At 56.8% G+C, this 18,867-nt stretch carries 18 protein-coding genes; 9 read left to right on the top strand and 9 right to left on the bottom strand.

Annotation, left to right across the window (positions count from 1 at the left end; all coding sequences use genetic code 11):
- Window positions 1-35: 35 nt before the first annotated feature.
- A complete protein-coding gene (locus ISN74_RS05160; RefSeq protein ID WP_188798031.1) occupies window positions 36-314 on the top strand; it encodes a metal/formaldehyde-sensitive transcriptional repressor in 279 nt (92 codons plus the stop codon).
- Between the two features lie 220 nt (window positions 315-534).
- Here the strand turns inward: ISN74_RS05160 and ISN74_RS05165 are convergent, their stop codons facing one another.
- The 3 genes from ISN74_RS05165 to ISN74_RS05175 form a co-directional block, all read right to left on the bottom strand.
- The gene (locus tag ISN74_RS05165; RefSeq protein ID WP_188798033.1) at window positions 535-1,638 is read right to left on the bottom strand and encodes a Glu/Leu/Phe/Val dehydrogenase; all 1,104 of its coding nucleotides are present in this window, start codon (window positions 1,636-1,638) and stop codon (window positions 535-537) included.
- Between the two features lie 279 nt (window positions 1,639-1,917).
- Entirely contained in the window at window positions 1,918-2,280 is a 363-nt protein-coding gene (locus ISN74_RS05170) for a YXWGXW repeat-containing protein (RefSeq protein ID WP_188798034.1), read from the bottom strand.
- A gap of 132 nt (window positions 2,281-2,412) precedes the next feature.
- Entirely contained in the window at window positions 2,413-2,742 is a 330-nt protein-coding gene (locus ISN74_RS05175; RefSeq protein WP_188798035.1) for a YXWGXW repeat-containing protein, read from the bottom strand.
- A gap of 542 nt (window positions 2,743-3,284) precedes the next feature.
- On the opposite strand from ISN74_RS05175, the gene ISN74_RS05180 reads away from it, so the two are divergent.
- Both ISN74_RS05180 and ISN74_RS05185 read left to right on the top strand, forming a co-directional pair.
- Entirely contained in the window at window positions 3,285-3,890 is a 606-nt protein-coding gene (locus ISN74_RS05180) for a TetR/AcrR family transcriptional regulator (protein WP_188798036.1), read from the top strand.
- Window positions 3,891-3,907: 17 nt separating this feature from the next.
- Window positions 3,908-4,840 carry an alpha/beta hydrolase gene (locus ISN74_RS05185; RefSeq protein ID WP_188798037.1) on the top strand — a complete coding sequence of 311 codons (933 nt, stop codon included), beginning with the start codon at window positions 3,908-3,910 and terminating at the stop codon, window positions 4,838-4,840.
- A 44-nt stretch (window positions 4,841-4,884) separates the two neighbouring features.
- On the opposite strand, the gene ISN74_RS05190 is transcribed toward ISN74_RS05185, so the two are convergent.
- A complete protein-coding gene (locus tag ISN74_RS05190) occupies window positions 4,885-6,111 on the bottom strand; it encodes a dicarboxylate/amino acid:cation symporter (protein WP_188798038.1) in 1,227 nt (408 codons plus the stop codon).
- Window positions 6,112-6,374: 263 nt separating this feature from the next.
- Between ISN74_RS05190 and ISN74_RS05195 the strand changes: the two genes are divergently transcribed.
- Complete coding sequence (locus ISN74_RS05195) at window positions 6,375-9,974, top strand: methylmalonyl-CoA mutase family protein (RefSeq protein WP_188798039.1); 3,600 nt, start codon at window positions 6,375-6,377, stop codon at window positions 9,972-9,974.
- Between the two features lie 148 nt (window positions 9,975-10,122).
- Here ISN74_RS05195 and ISN74_RS05200 read toward each other — a convergent pair whose 3' ends face one another.
- Both ISN74_RS05200 and ISN74_RS05205 read right to left on the bottom strand, forming a co-directional pair.
- Window positions 10,123-10,794 carry an RloB family protein gene (locus ISN74_RS05200; protein ID WP_188798040.1) on the bottom strand — a complete coding sequence of 224 codons (672 nt, stop codon included), beginning with the start codon at window positions 10,792-10,794 and terminating at the stop codon, window positions 10,123-10,125.
- Complete coding sequence (locus ISN74_RS05205) at window positions 10,791-12,272, bottom strand: AAA family ATPase (protein ID WP_188798041.1); 1,482 nt, start codon at window positions 12,270-12,272, stop codon at window positions 10,791-10,793. Before ISN74_RS05205 ends, ISN74_RS05200 begins: the two co-directional genes overlap by 4 nt.
- Window positions 12,273-12,433: 161 nt before the next feature.
- Here ISN74_RS05205 and ISN74_RS05210 point away from each other — a divergent pair, with 161 nt between their 5' ends.
- From ISN74_RS05210 to ISN74_RS05225, 4 genes are all read left to right on the top strand, one after another.
- Complete coding sequence (locus ISN74_RS05210) at window positions 12,434-12,871, top strand: hypothetical protein (RefSeq protein ID WP_188798042.1); 438 nt, start codon at window positions 12,434-12,436, stop codon at window positions 12,869-12,871.
- Window positions 12,872-13,086: 215 nt separating this feature from the next.
- Window positions 13,087-13,269: a hypothetical protein gene (locus tag ISN74_RS05215; protein ID WP_188798043.1), complete on the top strand. Its 183-nt coding sequence runs from the start codon at window positions 13,087-13,089 to the stop codon at window positions 13,267-13,269.
- A 65-nt stretch (window positions 13,270-13,334) separates the two neighbouring features.
- Window positions 13,335-14,396 carry an MvdC/MvdD family ATP grasp protein gene (locus tag ISN74_RS05220; RefSeq protein ID WP_188798044.1) on the top strand — a complete coding sequence of 354 codons (1,062 nt, stop codon included), beginning with the start codon at window positions 13,335-13,337 and terminating at the stop codon, window positions 14,394-14,396.
- Between the two features lie 114 nt (window positions 14,397-14,510).
- Window positions 14,511-15,017, top strand: coding sequence for a hypothetical protein (locus tag ISN74_RS05225; protein WP_188798045.1), 507 nt, complete (start codon window positions 14,511-14,513; stop codon window positions 15,015-15,017).
- A 31-nt stretch (window positions 15,018-15,048) separates the two neighbouring features.
- Here the strand turns inward: ISN74_RS05225 and ISN74_RS05230 are convergent, their stop codons facing one another.
- A complete protein-coding gene (locus tag ISN74_RS05230) occupies window positions 15,049-15,363 on the bottom strand; it encodes a hypothetical protein (protein ID WP_188798046.1) in 315 nt (104 codons plus the stop codon).
- A 651-nt stretch (window positions 15,364-16,014) separates the two neighbouring features.
- Here ISN74_RS05230 and ISN74_RS05235 point away from each other — a divergent pair.
- On the top strand, window positions 16,015-16,443 hold the full coding sequence (locus ISN74_RS05235; protein ID WP_188798047.1) for a hypothetical protein: 429 nt from the start codon (window positions 16,015-16,017) through the stop codon (window positions 16,441-16,443).
- 99 nt (window positions 16,444-16,542) lie between these two features.
- On the opposite strand, the gene ISN74_RS05240 is transcribed toward ISN74_RS05235, so the two are convergent.
- On the bottom strand, window positions 16,543-16,836 hold the full coding sequence (locus ISN74_RS05240) for a DUF2845 domain-containing protein (protein ID WP_188798048.1): 294 nt from the start codon (window positions 16,834-16,836) through the stop codon (window positions 16,543-16,545).
- A gap of 67 nt (window positions 16,837-16,903) precedes the next feature.
- Complete coding sequence (locus ISN74_RS05245) at window positions 16,904-17,746, bottom strand: hypothetical protein (protein ID WP_188798049.1); 843 nt, start codon at window positions 17,744-17,746, stop codon at window positions 16,904-16,906.
- Window positions 17,747-18,867 lie beyond the last annotated feature (1,121 nt).

Here is an 18,867-nt window from a genome sequence, read left to right on the forward strand (position 1 = left end):
TTGCGCGAGAACCACGCAGCCTTGAAACTCTCACTATGCCACATACCGTTCGCGACAAAACTAAGCTATTGAACCGCGCCAAGCGGCTTCGGGGCCAGATCGAAGCCATCGAGCGATCGCTCGACGAAGAGGACGACTGTTCGGTCGTACTGCACCAGATCGTAGCCGCCCGCGGCGCCATCAACGGCCTGATGACCCAGGTGATCGAGGGCTACATTCTTGACCATCTACTGGATGACGCCGATCACACGCCGGAGGCCAAACAGCGCGATGCGGATGAGCTGATTGCGGCGTTGAAGACCTATATCAAATAGCTACTGCTTTTCTTTAACCCTTGCATCACCCGCTCATCCCGTCGTCCCGGCGAAGGCCGGGACCCAGTGCCTTTTGCCCTTATGCAGAGTCGGGTATGAAGAACAAAGTCGCTAGGCCCCGGCCTGCGCCGGGGCGACGGGGTGGAAGCATTTCGTATCGACCAACAAAAAAAGCCGCCGGTTACCCGACGGCTTTTTCTTCAACACCACAAGCAGCCAATTACTGCCCGCGCATACGACCCGCAAAGCGCGGTGCGCCATTGCCCATGTGCGGCAGCTTGATCTTGCCGATCGAGTCGATGCGCTCTTCGGCCAGACGATCCGCAGCCTTGTAGGTTGCCACGTTCTCCGTCTTGCTGATTTCGAAGATGCGACCCAGGTTGTAATAGATCGTGCGCATCATGCGCATCGCGCGTTCGCGGTTGTAACCGTCGATTTCCAGCGACACGTTCATTACGCCACCGGCGTTGACGGCGTAATCCGGTGCGTACAGCACGCCACGGCGAGTCAGTTCGTCGCCGATGGCATCGTTGGCCAGCTGGTTGTTCGCTGCGCCGCAGATGATCTTCGCCTTGATGCGATCGATGGTCTGCTCGTTGACGGTGCCGCCCAGTGCGCAGGGTGAATAGACGTCGGCGTCGACATCATAGATCTCGTCCAGGCCCACGGCTTCGCAACCCAGTTCATCCACGCAACGCTGCACGGCGTCCTTGTTGATGTCGGTGACGAACACCTTCGCACCCTGCTCGCGCAGCAGCTTGATGAATTCGCTGCCCACGTGGCCGGCGCCCTGCACGGCGTAGCTGTACTTGCCCACGTCTTCGTTGCCGTGCTTGAAGTGCAGTGCAGCCATCAGGCCTTGCAGCGTGCCGTACGCGGTGAACGGGGACGGATCGCCCGAACCGCCGTGCACTTGATGCACGCCAGTGACGTATTCGGTTTCGCGGAATACATATTCCATATCGTTCACGTCGATACCCACGTCTTCAGCCGTGATGTAACGGCCGTTGAGCGAGTTGACGAAACGGCCAAAGGCGCGGAACAGCGCTTCGGACTTGTCTTTCGACGGATCGCCGATGATCACCGCCTTACCACCGCCCAGATTCAGGCCGGCCACGGCGTTCTTGTAAGTCATGCCGCGCGACAGGCGCAGCACGTCATTCACCGCATCCTGCTCGGTCTTGTACGGCCACATGCGCAGGCCGCCCAGTGCCGGGCCCAGCACCGTGTTATGGATCGCAATGATGGCCTTCAGGCCGGCGTCCTTGTTATGGCAGAAGACGACTTCTTCGTGGCCTGTTTTGGCGATGGTTTCGAAAATCATTGGAACATGGACTCCACGTTTGACGGTGCCGGGGAAGGCGACCACTTAGTTGAAGCGTTATGGCCCCGCCAAGGACCTGACGCCTGAAACTCAAAGCCCCAGCAAGAGGCTGGGGCGACGAGTTAGCCGCATAAGTTTAGTACGAGTCGGATGGTGGTGCTGGTGCGGCGCAGCAAAGCGGGCTTTAGTGCGGGATTGTGTGTGGGTGATACACATGCCGGCCATAAAAAAACGCCCCGCCGAAGCGGGGCGTTTTGAGCCTCATTGCAATGTCTGCGATCAGCCAGCGATCCAGATACCAGCGCGGAAATGCCAGCCGCCCTGACCACGTTCCCAGTGCGGGTGCACGTAGTGATAACCCGGACGTACCGCTTCCCAGTGACCGTGCATGGCGACATAACGACCGCCTTCCCAATGCCAGTAACCGCGGGCCCAGATATAGCCGGGACGCGGCGGCGGAATCACTTCCACCACTTCAGTGGGCGGCGGCTGCGGAGCAACCACTTCCACATAGGCCGGCGGAGGCGGCGGCGGTGCTTCATAAACAACGCGACGTGGCGGCGCGGGCTGCTCCACCACGCAACCGGTGGTGATGGCAGTGACGCCAGCCAGGGCGACCAAGGCTGCAAGACGTAATGACATGAAACGTTTCCCCAGACGAAATGTGGATCGAAAATTCTGCCGATCCGAGCAGAAATGCGCGCAAATTTAAACGGTGCTCAAGCCGTGGATACCTGCGCTCCATCGCGAGAGGGAGCGCAGGTCGCCGCGGAATCAGCGAGCCCAGTAACCTTCATGCCAGTGCCAGCCATCGCGGCCCTGCACCCACACGCCCGGGCGCCAATGCCAACCTGGACGCTCATGCACCCACATGCCCGGCACCCAGTCATGGCGATGCCAGCCCGGATTCCACTGCCAGTGACCGGGGATCCAGACCCAGCCATGACGCGGGGGAGGAACCACTTCGTAACGCGGTGCTGGCGGGGCAACGTTGATACCGACGCCAACGACAACCTGCGCGGACGCAGGCGGGGTATAGCTAACACTGGCCAACGCAAGGCCGATGCCTGCAACAAGGGCCAATTTGCGGGTCAAGCTGATCATGGTGTCCTCTCCAGATTTATAAGCAGCCGCGATAGGCGGCTGGCAGTACGGGAAACGCAATCGTATTTCGCAATGTTGACGTTATTGCTTTCGCTTGTTCAGGAAGCAGCCGAATTACTTGCGATCCCGCGGCACGCATGCCCTTCAATTCCCCTGGTGTCGCGTCCGCCTCGCTGGCGGCTCCAAACCGGCCATTGATACCGGGCGAGGCTGACCTTTGGCTTACCGATCCCGCTCGCATCCTTGGCGTGGATCACATTTGTTGTATGCGGCCACGTCCACCGTTGCATGCAGCCTCATCCACAGCGTGAAACCCCATCCGCGGAGTGAAACCTCATCCATCAGGTGAAACCCCACCCACGACGTAAAACCCCATCCCGTCGTCCCGGCGCAGGCCGGGACCCAGTGACTTTCGCTTCTGTCCAGCCACACAGAAGCCGAAGTCACTAGGTCCCGGCCTGCGCCGGGACGACGGGGTGGGGTATTGAGGGCAGTGGTTGAGGCTATTGAAATAAAACGAACGATCGTGCTATTTTTCCGCCATGAACGCTGCCACCACCCCCAGCAAAGGCGCCACCACCCGCGAGCTGATCCTCGATCACGCCTACGAACTGGCCCGCCAGGACGGCCTCGAGGGCCTTTCCATCGGCGCTCTGGCCTTGGGCGTGGGCATGTCCAAAAGCGGTGTGTTTGCGCACTTCGGTTCGCGCGAAGACCTGCAACTGGCCCTGCTGAACGCCACCACCAAACGCTTCTTCGATTTCGTGATGCTGCCGGCGATCAAGCAGCCGCGCGGCATAAAGCGCCTGCGCGCAATCCTGGAACGTTGGACCGAATGGGCGCGCATTCACCAGAGTGGCTGCGTGTTGATCAGTGCCGTCGTGGAATACGACGGCCGCGACGACAGCCCGCTGCGTCAGCGCGTCAAAGCGCAGCAAACCGACTGGCGCAATGAATTGAAGCGCGCCATCAGCTTGTCGATCGACGCGGGCGAACTGCGCGACGACACCGACACCGACCAACTCGCTTTCGAAATCTATGCCTTGATGCTCGCCCTGCATCACGACGCCAGCCTGTTCCATTTTGACGAAGCCCGCCGCCGCACCTGGGCGGGTATTGACCGTTTGCTTGCCAGTTATCAGCCCTGAACCCCCAGGAGCGCGCCATGAAGCAACAGACCTCTCGCTCACACCGCCATGCGTCCAGTCACGTGTGGAAACTCGGCGCTATCCGCATCAGTTTTGCCGTGGGCGGACGGCTGGCTCCGCGGCGCACGGTAGAGCGTGCCGCGCGCTTGTTCGCCACACCATTCGCCAGCAGCCGCAGCCGCGCGCTGGCAGCCAAACCGGATGGTGAGATGCAGCGCGGCCAGTTGCAGGTCAACGGTGAAACGATCGCGACCTACGTATGGGGCGATCCCACCACACAGCCCTACGCATTACTCGTACACGGCTGGTCCAGTTTCGGTCTGCGTTTTCTCGCTTGGGTAGCCAAGCTGCGTGCGTTGGGTTTTGCCGTCGTCAGCTTCGATCAGCCTGGACATGGTGCCAGTACGGGCGGTTTGTGCACCTTGCCGGATTTCGTCGCAGTGACGCGTGCGGTAGGTGCGCATTACGGCACAGCAGCAGTGGCCATCGCGCATTCGATGGGCGGTGCTGCGCTTGCGCTGGCGCAAGATGAACATTGGCACGCAAAACGTCTGGTGTTGATTGCACCGGCAGCGGATCTGGAAGCCGCCGCCAACCGCTTCATTCACTTCGTGCACTTGGGCGAACATCTGCGCGATCCGTTTTTCAGCTGGTTCGAACGCCGCACCGGTATTGCGCCGCGTGATCTGGCAGCGCATCACCATGTCCCCATGCTCGGCCAGCCCGGCCTGATCGTGCACGATCTCGACGATCACGAAGTGCCGTGGGACGAAGGCGAGCGCTACGCACGCTACTGGCCGGGCGCGCGTCTGCTGACCACGCAAGGTCTTGGTCATCACAAAGTCGTGGATGCGCCGGAAGTCATCGATGCCACCTTGGCATTTATTCGTGGCGAATGCGTCGGTGATCGCATCGTTGCATCGCCCAACCTGCCATTCGGCCTCGCCTGAAAAAACGCCCCCGCCAAAGCAGGGGCGTTTTTTGCTAACGCTACTTACGCCTGATAGTAACGTTCTTCGTCGAGCGCCCCTTCCGATTTCGCCACCATCACCGCTGTCACCGCATCACTGCTGACGTTGACGGCGGTACAGCACATGTCGAGCAGCCGGTCCACCGCCGCAATGATCGCGATGGCCTCCAGCGGCAGTCCCGCTGCGGACAACACCAGACCCATCACCACCAGCGCCGCGCCGGGAATGCCGGCGGCGCCGACCGATACCAGTGTGGTCGTGAGCAACGCCATCACCAGATGTGTCAACGTCAGTTCAATGCCATACGCGTTGGCGGCAAAAACGGTGACGATGCCAAGATAGATCGACAACCCAGCCATATTGACGGTACAGCCCAGCGGCAGGACGAAGCTGGTCACCCGCACGTCGACACCCATGCGCTCTTGCGTGTTTTCCATGTTCAGCGGCAGCGTCGCCGCGCTGCTCGCTGAGGAGAAGGCGAACAACTGCACGGGAAATACCTTGCGCAGAAAGGGCAGGGGGTTGAGGCGGAACACCAACAGCATCACGCTGTAGACCACCAGCATGAAGAAGATCATCACCCCATAGCTCACCGCCACCAGTGAACCCAGGTGGCCCAGCACGGCGAATCCGTGGTCCGCCGTCACGTACGCCATCAATCCGAACACACCGATCGGTGCAAACTTCAGCACCATGCCGATCAACTTGAACACCACCGATGCCATGCTCTCGAAAAAGCTGCGCACTTGCTCGGCCTTTTCGCCCGCCAGGTTGATCGCCAGGCCAAAGAAGATCGCAAACAGAATGGTGGGCAGCAGCGCGCCTTCCGCAAACGCCTTGAACGGATTGGAGGGAATCGCGCTCATCAGCGCTTCTTTAAGGCTGACCGGCGCAGCGGTAGCCGCAGTGGCCTCGTTGACAGTGAGGCCAAAACCCGCGCCAACCTTAAACACCATCGCCGCGGCCATGGCGAGTGCTGCGGCGATGATCATGCTGATCACATAGATCGTGATCGATTTCCAGGCGATGCGGCGCATGGCCGCCATGTCGGAGATCGATGTAATGCCCGTCACCACCGATACAAACACCACCGGCACCACGCACATGCGAATCAGCGCCATGAAAATGTCGCCAAGCGGTTGCAACATTTTTGCGGGTTCACCTAAAAAGTGTCCAAAAGCAACACCTAGCACCATCGCTATCAGAATCTGATGCCACATCTGCAAGCTGAATCGTTTGGTGGAAGTCATGGCCGTTGTCCCTGTTGGAAAGGTGCGAACCAAGCTTGCGATATCCCCTGCATGTTCTTTGAGAAGCGCAACGGACGTTGGATGACTGGTAAAAATTCCGTTGTGCGGTAGGCGGCCATGCGCAGGCGTGCGGGGAATATGCCGAGCCGGCCCAGCAGGCTACATACCGCGCTTAGTATCGTCTGCTGGGGATTGGCTACAAGCGTTCCATCCCCAACCCCACTAGAATGTCGGAATTGAACGCACACGTTGTCGGAGTCCCCATGAGTTCCCCCGCCAAGCACGTACCTGCCAGCGCCGCGCAGGCCGAAACCAGTCCCCTGCGTTTTGTGACGGCCGCCAGCCTGTTCGATGGCCATGACGCCGCGATCAATATCATGCGCCGCATCATTCAGTCGCAGGGCGCGGAAGTGATCCATCTGGGCCACAACCGCTCGGTGGAAGATGTCGTTCGTGCTGCACTGCAAGAAGATGCCGACGCCATTGCGCTGTCCTCCTACCAGGGCGGCCACGTCGAATACTTCAAGTACATGGTCGACATGCTCAAAGAGAAGGGCGCCGGTCACGTGCGCGTCTTCGGCGGCGGCGGCGGGACCATCACCCCGGAAGAAATCCGCGAGCTACAAGCCTACGGCGTGGAACGCATCTACCACCCCAACGACGGCATGAAGCTCGGCCTCGCCGAAATGATCGAAGACGTCATGCACCGCGCGGGCAACGCTGCCGCCAAGCGCGAGCAAGACGAATCCTTCGTACCCGCCAATATCAACATCGATGACGAAATCAGCATCGGCCACATGCTGTCCGCCATCGAAGAAGGCAAGCTCGCCGACGCCGAACTCGCGCGCCTGCGTAAAGAATGGTCGCTCGCCGGCAAACACACGCCCGTGCTCGGCATGACCGGCACCGGCGGCGCCGGTAAATCCTCCGTCGTAGACGAACTGCTACTGCGCTTCCTGCACGCCTTTCCGCAGATGCGCATCGCCGTGCTCGCCGTCGATCCCACGCGTCGCCGCAGTGGTGGTGCGTTGCTGGGCGACCGCATCCGCATGAATGCACTGCGCAGCCATCGCGTCTACATGCGCTCCATGGCCACGCGTCGTCAGCACGCCGCCACCAACGAAGTGCTGCACGACTGTATCAACTTCTTGAAGAGCCAACCCTACGATCTGGTGATCGTCGAAACCGCCGGCATCGGCCAAAGCGATTCGGAAATCGTCGACCTCGTCGACTTCCCCGTCTACGTGATGACCAGCGACTACGGCGCCGCCAGTCAGCTCGAAAAAATCGACATGCTCGATTTTGCCGAACTCGTCGTGCTCAACAAATTCGACAAACGCGGCGCCGAAGATGCGCTGCGCGACGTGCGCAAACAATGGAAGCGCAACCGCACCGCCTTCACCCTGAAAGACGAAGACGTGCCGGTGTATCCCACCATCGCCAGCCAGTTCAACGATCCAGGCGTCACCTGGATGTTCACCAACCTTTGCCGCCTGATGCACGACAAGCTCAGCGCCAAGGGCGGTGAGCACGGCATCGAAACCGCACACTGCGATTTCAAACCGAATCTCGACACCACCGTCAAAGAACCACGCGCCACCGTACTCATCCCCGGCGCCCGCGTGCGTTACCTCGCGGAAATCGCCGAGCAGGGCCGCGGCATCAACGCCGGCATCGAGCGCGAAGCCGAATACGCCAGCAAAGCGCAGCACTACTACGAATCGCTCAAAGACCTAGGTGACCCCAAACTCCCGCGCGAGCTGGAGCGCTACGAACACGACGACCTCCACCCCGCCACACCCCACAACAACGTCGTCCCGGCGCAGGCCGGGACCCAGTCAAATAATGCGCGCGAAGCGCACCCTACCCAACTGGATTCCAGCCTTCGCCGGAATGACGAACATGTAGTCGACCGCACGTTGGTCCTACTCCGCCAACGCTACAACGCAGCCCTACGCGAACTCAGCCACGAAGCCGTGCACCTGCTGCGCGACTGGCCCGCGCGCTACAAGTCCGTCACCGCCGACGTCAACGAATACAAAGTCCGCGACAAAACCATCCGCGTCGAAAACTACCGCGACTCGCTCAGCCACCAAAAAATTCCGAAAGTCTCGCCGCCCAAAACCAAAGACTGGGGCGACCTGCTGCGCTTCTTGATGCGCGAAAACCTTCCCGGCTATTACCCCTACACCGGCGGCGTCTACCCATACCGCCGCAGCGGCGAAGATCCCACCCGCATGTTCGCGGGCGAGGGCACACCCGAGCGCACCAACCGTCGCTTCCACTACCTAAGCCAAGGCGGCGCCGCCACGCGCCTCTCCACTGCGTTCGACTCGGTCACCCTGTACGGCGAAGACCCGGCTCCGCGCCCCGACATCTTCGGCAAGATCGGCAACTCCGGCGTTAACATCGCCAGCCTCGACGACATGAAGAAGCTGTACTCCGGCTTCGATCTCAGCGCGCCCAGCACATCCGTCTCGATGACCATCAACGGCCCCGCGCCGATGCTGCTGGCGATGTTCATGAACACCGCCATCGATCAAAACGTCGAGAAATACCTCAAGGAAGATCCCGCCCGCTGGGCCGCCGCCGAAAAGCGCATCGCCCAGCTTTACGCTCATGGCAAACGCCCGACGTATTCCGGTGAACTACCCAAAGGCAACGATGGCCTAGGCCTCGGCCTGCTCGGCGTCTCCGGCGATCAACTCGTCGATGCCGACACCTACGCCAAGATCAAAGCCGAAACGCTCAGCAACGTGCGCGGCACCGTGCAAGCCGACATCCTCAAAGAAGACCAGGCGCAAAACACCTGCATCTTCAGCACCGAATTCGCGCTGCGCATGATGGGCGACATCCAGCAGTACTTCGTCGACCACAAAGTCCGCAACTTCTACTCCGTCTCCATCTCCGGCTATCACATCGCAGAAGCCGGCGCCAACCCGATCAGCCAGCTCGCCTTCACCCTCAGCAATGGCTTCACCATTGTCGAGTACTACCTCGCGCGCGGCATGAACATCGACGACTTCGCGCCGAATCTCAGCTTCTTCTTCTCCAACGGCATGGACCCGGAATACACCGTCATCGGCCGTGTCGCCCGCCGCATCTGGGCACGCGCCATGCGCGAACGCTACGGCGCCAGCGCACGCAGCCAGATGATGAAGTACCACATTCAAACATCCGGCCGTTCCCTGCACGCGCAAGAAATCCAATTCAACGACATCCGCACCACCCTGCAAGCGCTGTACGCACTGTTCGACAACTGCAACAGCCTGCACACCAACGCCTACGACGAAGCTATCACCACGCCCACCGAAGAAAGCGTGCGCCGCGCCGTCGCCATCCAGATGATCATCAACAAAGAACTCGGCCTCAACTTCAACGAAAACCCCTGGCAGGGCAGCTACGTCGTCGACGCCCTCACCGACATCGTCGAAGAAGCCGTCTACAAAGAATTCGAAGCCATCAGCGAACGCGGTGGCGTACTCGGCGCCATGGACACCATGTACCAGCGCGGCAAGATTCAGGAAGAATCCATGTACTACGAACAAAAGAAACACGACGGCAGCCTGCCGCTGATCGGCGTCAACACCTTCCTGCCCAAAGACCACGGCGGCGAAATCGCCACCGAAATCGAACTCATCCGCAGCACGGAAGAAGAGAAAGGCCAGCAGATCACCAACGTCAAAGGCTACGGCGACGCGCGCAATGCGTTGGCGCCGGAGAGCCTTAAGGTGCTACAGAACACCGCGCGCGAGCGGAAGAATGTGTTCGAGCAGTTGATGGAGGCGGTGAAGTACAACTCGTTGGGGCAGATCTCGCACGCACTTTATGATGTGGGTGGGGAGTATCGGAGAAATATGTAGGTTGCTAGCTTTGCTATGGGTCTCAAAAGCCCGTTCATGGACGGGCTTTTTTGTTGCGCAGTTTCTGTTTGCACGCGTCTCAACTCATCCTGGCTTATGGCTACCGAATAAAGCTACGATATTCTCATAGAATCATCAGTGGAAATAATTACCGATTTGCCGCAGCTCTTCGTGCTGCAACTTTGCCGTTTTGTTGAATTTTAATAACCAACTCGCCCACTGTTGTGGATGGTCTGCCAGAAGTGCAGCCTTCTGCATCGCGGGACTGATTTAATAAGCACGCGCGTTGATATGCAATGTCGAAATGTTCCTTGATACTATCGAAGTCAATGTTTGGTGAGCTCTGGTGGTTATAGGTCGGCATGTGTTGATTAAGAAGTTTTTGAAGGATATGTCGATCATCCTGCGCGCCGTAGTCAACTAGATGCAATATTGGCCACAATTCAAAGCATGGATTGGAGAATGCCACACATACCTTATGCTCTTTAGCGAGAGCTAGCGCTTCATCCACATCATGATCATCTTTATCGAAGATGGCCCAGACTCTAAAACATCCGTCCACAGGTCCTAACTCTTTTTGCTTGCGGTACTTTGCAAGTAACTTTTTTCGCTCTTGTATTGCTGCCCGCACCACTGTCAGTGGAACACCTGTTTTATCGAGAACACGCACAACCACCATGCCGGATCCGTAATATTTTGCGCAGTCGAGAATGTATTTAGGCTCTGTGACCAGTCCTTCACATGCGATTACGATTTCGACGCGGGCGTTAACACGTTCAACTTTACGTTCAAGAGAGGGAGATGGGGGGAAGCGTCTCATTCGTCCCCCTGCTCAACATTGGCTTGAATTAGTTCGCCGAGACCGAAGTAAGGTACAGCTCCAAATTGCCCGGCAAGGTACCCTGCTTCGAGGTTGGCTTGTGATCTGACTTTAATTTCCGCTAGAGAATAGAAATGTGAGGCGCCATCGCCGTCCTTCTCAGCAAACCATATCTGATCACGTCGAAGCAAATTACCGGAAAGTATGTTCGTGTCGTGGGTCGAAAATAAAAGCTGCGCTTGGCCCGGATTGCTTTCCGGGTCAGAAAATAGTCGGATGAGTTCGCGGCTCACAAGAGGATGCAGGGTGGTGTTCAGTTCATCGACCACCAAGACTCCGCCATTTATTAGGCGAGTTAGGGCTGGGCCTAATAGCTTTAGTAGTGAAATTGTTCCGGCGCTTTCAAGATTTAGTGGAATTTTGTGTGATTTTCCGTCAGCGCCCGCATGAAGAAGTTCGACACGCAAAGAGTTTTCTTTTTCCACTTCGACAGCTTCGGATGATATGTGGCGCTTTACAAGAAGCTCGAATTCGCTAATAAATGCCTTTGCTTTTTCATCTATAGGCACGCTGCTAAAATTCATGTCAGTAATGCCGATGTCAGCTGCTGTCAGAAATCGTAATGCTGATTTTTTTTGATCCTCATCGTCGCCAAAGTGTTTTTTAAGTTGACTGGAAATCGAGCCAAGGGAGGTCTGAGAGTTTTCTGTTCGACGGGCGAAGCTATTCCGAAAGAAATCATATATGATGGATAACTGCTCGTGGGAGTTTTGTGCTGCAGCGGATAAAAACAAGCTATTAGGTCTTACGAGCTTCGCGATTTGTCGATTTTCACCTCGAAGGCTTTTGCCAAAATAGAAAACATCTTCGTTTTCAATGTTTCGATGAAATAGGACGGACCGTGTCTGTCGAGCCGCGACAATAGGGTATGCGTATAACCACTCACTTAATACGCGCTTATCATCAATTGAGTAACCATAGTGATATCTGGTGTCGCCTATGATGATGTCTGCGTCGTATGTGGCGGGCGCGCTACTGGACCCGTCATCTAATAAGAACGGTTGGTAGGGCGTGCGGTCATCTGCGTCGCCTTGCTTATGCGAATTGCTTATGAAGCGCACAAAGCAGTGCAGCCCATGCAGCATTGTCGACTTTCCAGATGCGTTTGCGCCATATAGCGCAAGAACTGGCAAAAGTCTTATAGGACTCCGGGTCGTAGATTGTGCTTTATCGACCGTGTTTGAGGTGGGCTCAATCAGGCCTGACTCAGCATCTTTCAGCTTCGAGGCAACCAAGGAAATCTCTTGGTAGTCGCGAATCGATAGATGATTGCGAATTCCAAATCTGATTAGCATGGCGTCCTCTAAGTGAGAAATTTGCCATATTTTTGCAGAAATCGACCTTGAATGGAATGGTTGACCCCTTTGGGGCTGAGGGGTGAAGGGAGTCACCATTTTGCCGCTCAGGTGAAAGAGCATACAGTCGCTCGCCTCGGACCATCGCGGAGGATGGTGTCTCCCGAGTTAGTGGGGCCAAAAAGCTAGGGCCGGAGTGCAATTCGGGGGTATTGCGGTGGAATGGGAAAAAAGGGGTCAAGGAAATAAGAAAAAAGGGGCAGAGCCCTTTTTCGGAGCCGCCTATGTCTGTAGATGCAAGAAGCTTTTCCTATCCGACGCGACTTGCCTGGATGCTCATGGCGCTATCGATATTGCTTGCAGTGGGGTTGGTGTTATCTCCCGGCAGTATGAAGCTGCCGGGCTGGTTGATCATGGGTATCATTATTTCCGTACCCTTTGGTCTTGGCTTGATGGCGCTGCGTTATCGGATTGTCGTCGGAGCGACGACGATTGACGTTATCGGCTTTAAGCGCAGGTGTTATGCCTTAGCCGAAGCAGAGCGCATTGCGGTTGAACGTACTGCCAAGGGAGGCCGAGTCGCGATCATCTTTTTCAAAGACGGTACTAGTTTTACTGTCTCCGATACGGTTGCCGAATTCAGAGATTTTTTAAACCTTCTGAGTGAGCGCACATCGTTGCCCATTGCCAAGCCGGTATGGGATCCCAACATATTGCACTAAAGGGGATGGAAGTCATCGAGTAACGGTGCCAAGTGCCATTATCGGGTCTATTACCGCCTGCATGACGCTAGTCCTCGAGCAGGTTAAGCACAATTGGAGCAGCATAAAATGTGATGCTTCGCTCAAATTGAGCTTTCAGCGTGAGATGTTTACTCCCGCAAATCGATCTATGCTCGTCGAGCCGCGATGTGCGGCCAATGATGGAGTAGATGATCATGGGTGAGCTCAACGTCGAAACAGAACTGGCATCAACGATTCGCCCGCTGGCGCGGCTTAGTGCCACCGGCTTCGGTGCGGAGTGGGCGGATCCGAGCAGAGGTCACTTTCTGACCGTGATAACTTTGACTTCGTCCATTCACACGCCGGCAGATGGCGGTCTCGATTACGATAAAGGTTGATTTCAACCGGTTGGCTCAATGCGCCTTGGCGACAAGGCGCATTGTTGTGACAGGAGACGTCTTTCGTGACACACGCAGTCCACATGCTTGCCTTCGAGGATGATCCGCACGTCATTGCATTGCGCTGGGCGCTTGAGCGGATGGGCGTGCCGGTCGTGCATAGCACTGGCTTGGCGCAATGGCGGGGTCGCGAGATCGGCGTCGAGATAGGGCCGGGACACGCAAGGCTGCCCGACATGGGCGACGCGCCTATCTCGGTTTGGAACCGCCGCCCGCAAGCGCCAAAGCCGAAGCCCGGCTTGCCGCAAGATGAGGCTTTCCTTGCCGGTGAGTGGCGCACTTTTTACGAAAACCTGGTCGCGACTGCGCCGCAGCTGCTGCCTTCGTTCTGGGTCAACGCACCCGCGGCAGCTTGGAATGCCGAGAACAAGCTATTGCAATTAGTGGCGGCGCGCGAGATTGGACTGACGTTTCCCGATACGGTGATGGGCAACGACGCGGGCGCGGTGCGACGACTGGCACAAAATGGCCGCGTCGTATTCAAGGCATTTCGTCCGCACGCATGGCAAGAAGAGGGCGGGGTCGCCGCGACGACTACCATACTGGATAACGACCATTTGCCCGATACACGGGTAATCGAGTTTTGCCCAGGCATCTACCAGCGTTATGTAGAAAAGACCTCTGATATTCGCGTTACCGTGGCCGGTAACCGATTGCTGGCGGTGCGCCTGCATCGACGTTCCAGAGAGGCCTATGTCGATTGGCGAATCCACGTGCTCGATAAGGATTTCTTCGCCGAGCAGATAACGCTACCTGCCGCGCTGGAGCAGCGTATCCAAGCCTTGATGGCGTCGCTAGGGTTGGTTTTCGGTTGCCTCGACTTTGTGGTCGATGCCGATGGTGCGTATCAGTTCCTGGAAATCAATCAGGCCGGACAATTCTTGTTTCTGGAAGACATGATTCCAGACATCGGCGTCATGCGCATGATGGCGTCGTTTCTGGCTGCGGGTGCGCGCGACTACTCAGTGGTCGAAGACGCTTCGCTCACCATGGCGGAATTTCGCGCCAGCGAAGCTTATGCCGCCATGGCGGACCGACTGCACATCGATGAACCTTCGATCGTTTGATCCCAAGCGAGCGTGGCGGCGCCAGTCGCCGTTATCGTTTTAAAAAGCTTTTTTTCTAACGCGCTGGCGTTTTATATAATAGACCCAACTCAATCTGAGTGGCGGCTTTGTCACATGGAAAAGAGCTTACTTCCGAGCGCTGATCGAGGCGCATTGATTCCCAGCTTGTATCCGCGGAGCTATCGCACGCCCGTTTCTTTTCGGCTATGGCGACTGGGCTTGGCGATTGTTTTTCTTTACATCATCTACGTCATCGCCCATCTGTCGCCTCCTGCGCATCACGCCAGTGAGCGCCTGTGGTACGCGTTGATCCTCTTGATGTTGATCGGTTGCGTGATTGCCAGCCTAAGGTCTTTTGTCGTTACGAAGAAGGTCGAGCTAACCGCTACGTCGCTCACAGTGACCCAGATGTTCTCCAAGACGGTACGCATACAGCGCAAGGATATCGCTACATGCTACGTGTTCCAGACGAGATGGATGTGCGTCGTTATTAAGCACCGGAATCCAAGGGTCGCGCCAATCCGGCTGACCTTCCTGAATTACGATGATGCCTTCTGGGAATGGTTTTCCGGCATTCCTGGCGAGCGCGAGCCGAGCAGCCAAAATTGGTGGTCGCGCTAAAGAGGACCGCCAAAAGGGGCAGGGTCATTTTTCAGACACAACTCTGATCTGTACTTCGGTCGTCAGCGATCCAGCCTTCTCCAATTTCCTCAAAGCGCACGTGGGTGGCTTCGGTGGAGCCTGCACTCATTTCCATCAGTGTTTCGACACCTTTTAGCGCGAGCGTCATGGCGCGTGGGTCCACGTAGGGTGAAAGTTGAAGTGCATCCCGCACGAGGTGGACGATGCCTTGGGCGCTTTCCAACAGCATGTACGCATCGTCCAACAGGGCGAGCGGGTTGCCGACGGGAGAGGCGTAGTAACTGGTGTTGAGGGTGAGCCAGGCTCCTGGGGCTTTCTCTTTCATCGTTGTTCCTTTGCGCGATGAGGTTGGCCGCAATTCGCGACGCTGTGCATGTGCACGTTTAGATCACGCCGTACATTGCATACGGCGTGATGGGCTGCAGGAAAAATCCTGCAAGGACTATCGGGATTGGTTGACCCGTTTAGTCGTTAGCCCTGATTGCCCGACATCGCTTCGGGAAAACGATGGTGAAGAAATACGTTGAGCGCACTCGTTGCGCGGGACGAGGACAGGCGAGTGCCGTATCATCGGGCTTAGCCATGATTAACTCCAAGAAGTTAGTTGTGGTTAGCGGATCGTATGGGCTCCACCCCATGCGGTCCGCGCTACTTCACTTAGCGTCGGGCGATTGGGTATCACGAGAACGCCACGCCCGACTCGGCGACCTTCGCATGCCAACCGCTCAACGTCTGTCAGCGCACGCTGATCAACGACTACGGCCGACGCTGTTTACCAGATATCTCAATATCGTGACTAACGGCATATAAGCACGACGAATGACGCACCCCAAATTCGACAATTCAGAAACGCGATGAAAGTCGTTACTTGCCTTTAACGAACTTCGTCCTTTTTGTTTCGCCTTTTGTCTCGTTTTGTTTCTTTGGCCCAGCTCACAATCGCCCCACGGACATAGGCGTCCGTTTGGAGGCCATTATGAAACGCCTACTTATTGCCTCGACCATCGCGCTCGGCCTTGCCTGTGTTGGCAGCGTCAGCGTTGCCCAAAACCAAACACCTGCCACCAATTTGCCTAATTTCACCGTCATCGCACCAGCGGCCCAATACGAGACCTACTTCGTCAATTTACCCACGGGTTACGGATTGGAGGCCCTTGTCGGCAACACGCACAGGCAGTACATGCAAGCGGAGCGGGCAGCCGAAGGATCGGAAGCCCTACGGAAGCTGGGTGTTGCCTCGCAGCCGTTCGTCGCGGTGGCGATCGACAACTCGGCCCAGCCCGGTGTCGCCGAACGGGTCCTGCTGACCGACTCCGTCCAAAACACGGTTGCCATCGTGGACGTGTATTGCAAGCGAGACGCACCGAAAGGCAAACATTGCCTGTTGGTTCCTCAGCAAGTTTAGGTTTGCGTATAGCCAGTGTCTGGTCTTCGATGCACGAACAGCATGAAGGCGGCCGTAGCCGCCTTCATGCGAATGGATTATGTGGATCAAGCGGTGACTTCACTGCTCGTAAAGTGTGTCGAACTTGGTAGCTCTTCCGCCGACGATGGTAATGACTATCGTCTTACCCTCTTGCGCATATTGCCACTGCTCACCGGCTGCCAGCTGATTATTAGGTAAGCCACCCGGCCGCTGTTCGCTCACGAAAGTGCGCACCGTTGGTTGCCCCATCAGTTGCACCACGCGCACCGCGCTATCGCCGATTGTCAGCACCTTGCTGCCAACGCGTAGCGAACTTGATGCGTGGACAGTAACGCTGACGAGCAATAAGGCAAAAACCATATAACGGGTCATGTGTAGCTTCCTAAGTGCTTTTTTACGGTACCGAGATTCGCACATCAAACAGGCGTCCGTCGACGGATTAGAGCTGTTTTAGAACATATCCGAAGGACGCCCCATAACATTTGTTGCTGTTGACTGTTCCTGTCAGGTAATAGCCCGAAGGCACTGGGGAAAAGGGACAGACGACAACGCCATCGTAAGGCTGATTGAACGTCCAGTAATCTCCATGTAGGTCCCCATCAGTGCAGTTCGGCGTTTGGGCGCCTGCAGTCACGACATAGCCGTCTGGTAGGCGCGAAAAGCTGCACGCGGAGACGCCTTCGGTGACCGGTTTTAAGGTGTAACTGTTGAATCCGATACATTGATTGCTGCTGTTAACGTGGTCGACGACATAGCCGGAGGGCCTCGCAGAGATGCTACACATCGCAGCACCTGCGCTAGCGGATTGAACTCGGTAGATGGACGCGCCATTACACGTAACCTTGTCGGTGTTGGATGCGCTTGTAACGATGTAGGCATCCGGGATGGGCGAAAGCGCGTCGCCACAGATCGACATGCCATCGGTCACGCTGTGGATGATGCCTTCATCGAACAGTGGAGCGCATTTGGTCGATGTCGCCAAACTGGTCACTACATAAGGCGCGGGCTCGGCACGGTTATTACAAACCGTCATTCCATCGGATGGTAGGTCTACCGCGTAGGCATACCCTGTGCCCGCGGAGTTGCAGGGCTGGCTTAGCTGGACACTTGTAATGACGTAGCCGGTCGGCATCGGCCAACTTTGGCAAACCGGGTCCATTTGCCCAATCGAAGTGTTCGACGCCCGTGCGACCTGCGGCGCCCAGGTAGCGGCAAGTATGACGAACAACCAAGCTAACAACCAAAATACTTTGCACATGTGAAATAGTTTCATGCGTTCCATGTCTCTAATTCCTCCGTGACTAGGGGATATAACGTAGTTGATAGGCCGTGTTCCAATCTTGGCATCCGTTGTAGGACACCGTCGCGGCTACGACGTAACGGTCAGGAATGGGTGAAAAGGTGCACACGACAACACCGTCATAGGCTGCGTGCATGGTCAGTGTTTGGTAGTTGGAGCATTGGCCGGAGCGGTCTGCACCTGTCACAACGTATCCGGCCGGTACATGCGAATTTGCGCAAGCTTGGACACCGTCCGTGGTGGGACGTAGAACATACCGTTCTTGCACATCGCATGCGGCGACGGGCTCCACCGCGCCGATTACGAAGGAATCAGGGTACGGGGAGCCCTGGCAGATGCGCAGGCCGTCTACGGACTGATGCAGTTCGTTTCTTATCATTGTCCCGCAGGAACCATTACCGGGAATGGATGCGGTGAACGACCAGCCGTCCGGAATGTGCGAGCCACTGCATGCTGTGGCGCCTTCTGAAACGGGTTGAATCATGTAGACGGACGTAGCACCAGCGCACGGGCTGCGGAGTTGATCCACCTGCGAAATATTTTGTACATAGTAATCGGCAGGGAAGGGCATTCGGATGGGTGCGCCGCCGATGGTTTCACTCAAATTACATACATTTAAGCTGCTTTGAGCGGGCGCAACCGTAAACGAAAGAAGGTTTGGACAGCCAGTTTCTGCGTTGATTGCGATCAAGGCGTAATTGGGGGGGACAGCTACATTCGGGCAAACAGTGTAGCTATCACTTGCCGTACTGCTTTGCGGTGAGGCGCATAGGTTTTCAATTGCACCCAACAAAAATGCTGAAGCGAATACCAGGCACGTTGACGATGTAAATCGAAATAGCGATTTGATACGTAACACGATTGGCCTCCCTTGCAAGCGATTGCGAATAGAAAGCTGCCGTGTGATTGACGCTAACAAAGAGGTTTGTTTGACCACAGTGGCGATTGCGCCGCAAAGCGTGTAGGGAATGACTGTCGTTGAGTAGGTGCTCGCGAGGTGAGCGGGTTAAAACGGACGGGTGCTGCGGTATCCGCACTTTTTTCATTTCACTTCATTCATGCGATTAAGCGTGCCGAAATTGCCCCGCGCATCGGCGGCTTCC

Origin of the sequence: Dyella caseinilytica (assembly GCF_016865235.1) — a bacterium.
Lineage (GTDB): Bacteria > Pseudomonadota > Gammaproteobacteria > Xanthomonadales > Rhodanobacteraceae > Dyella_B > Dyella_B caseinilytica.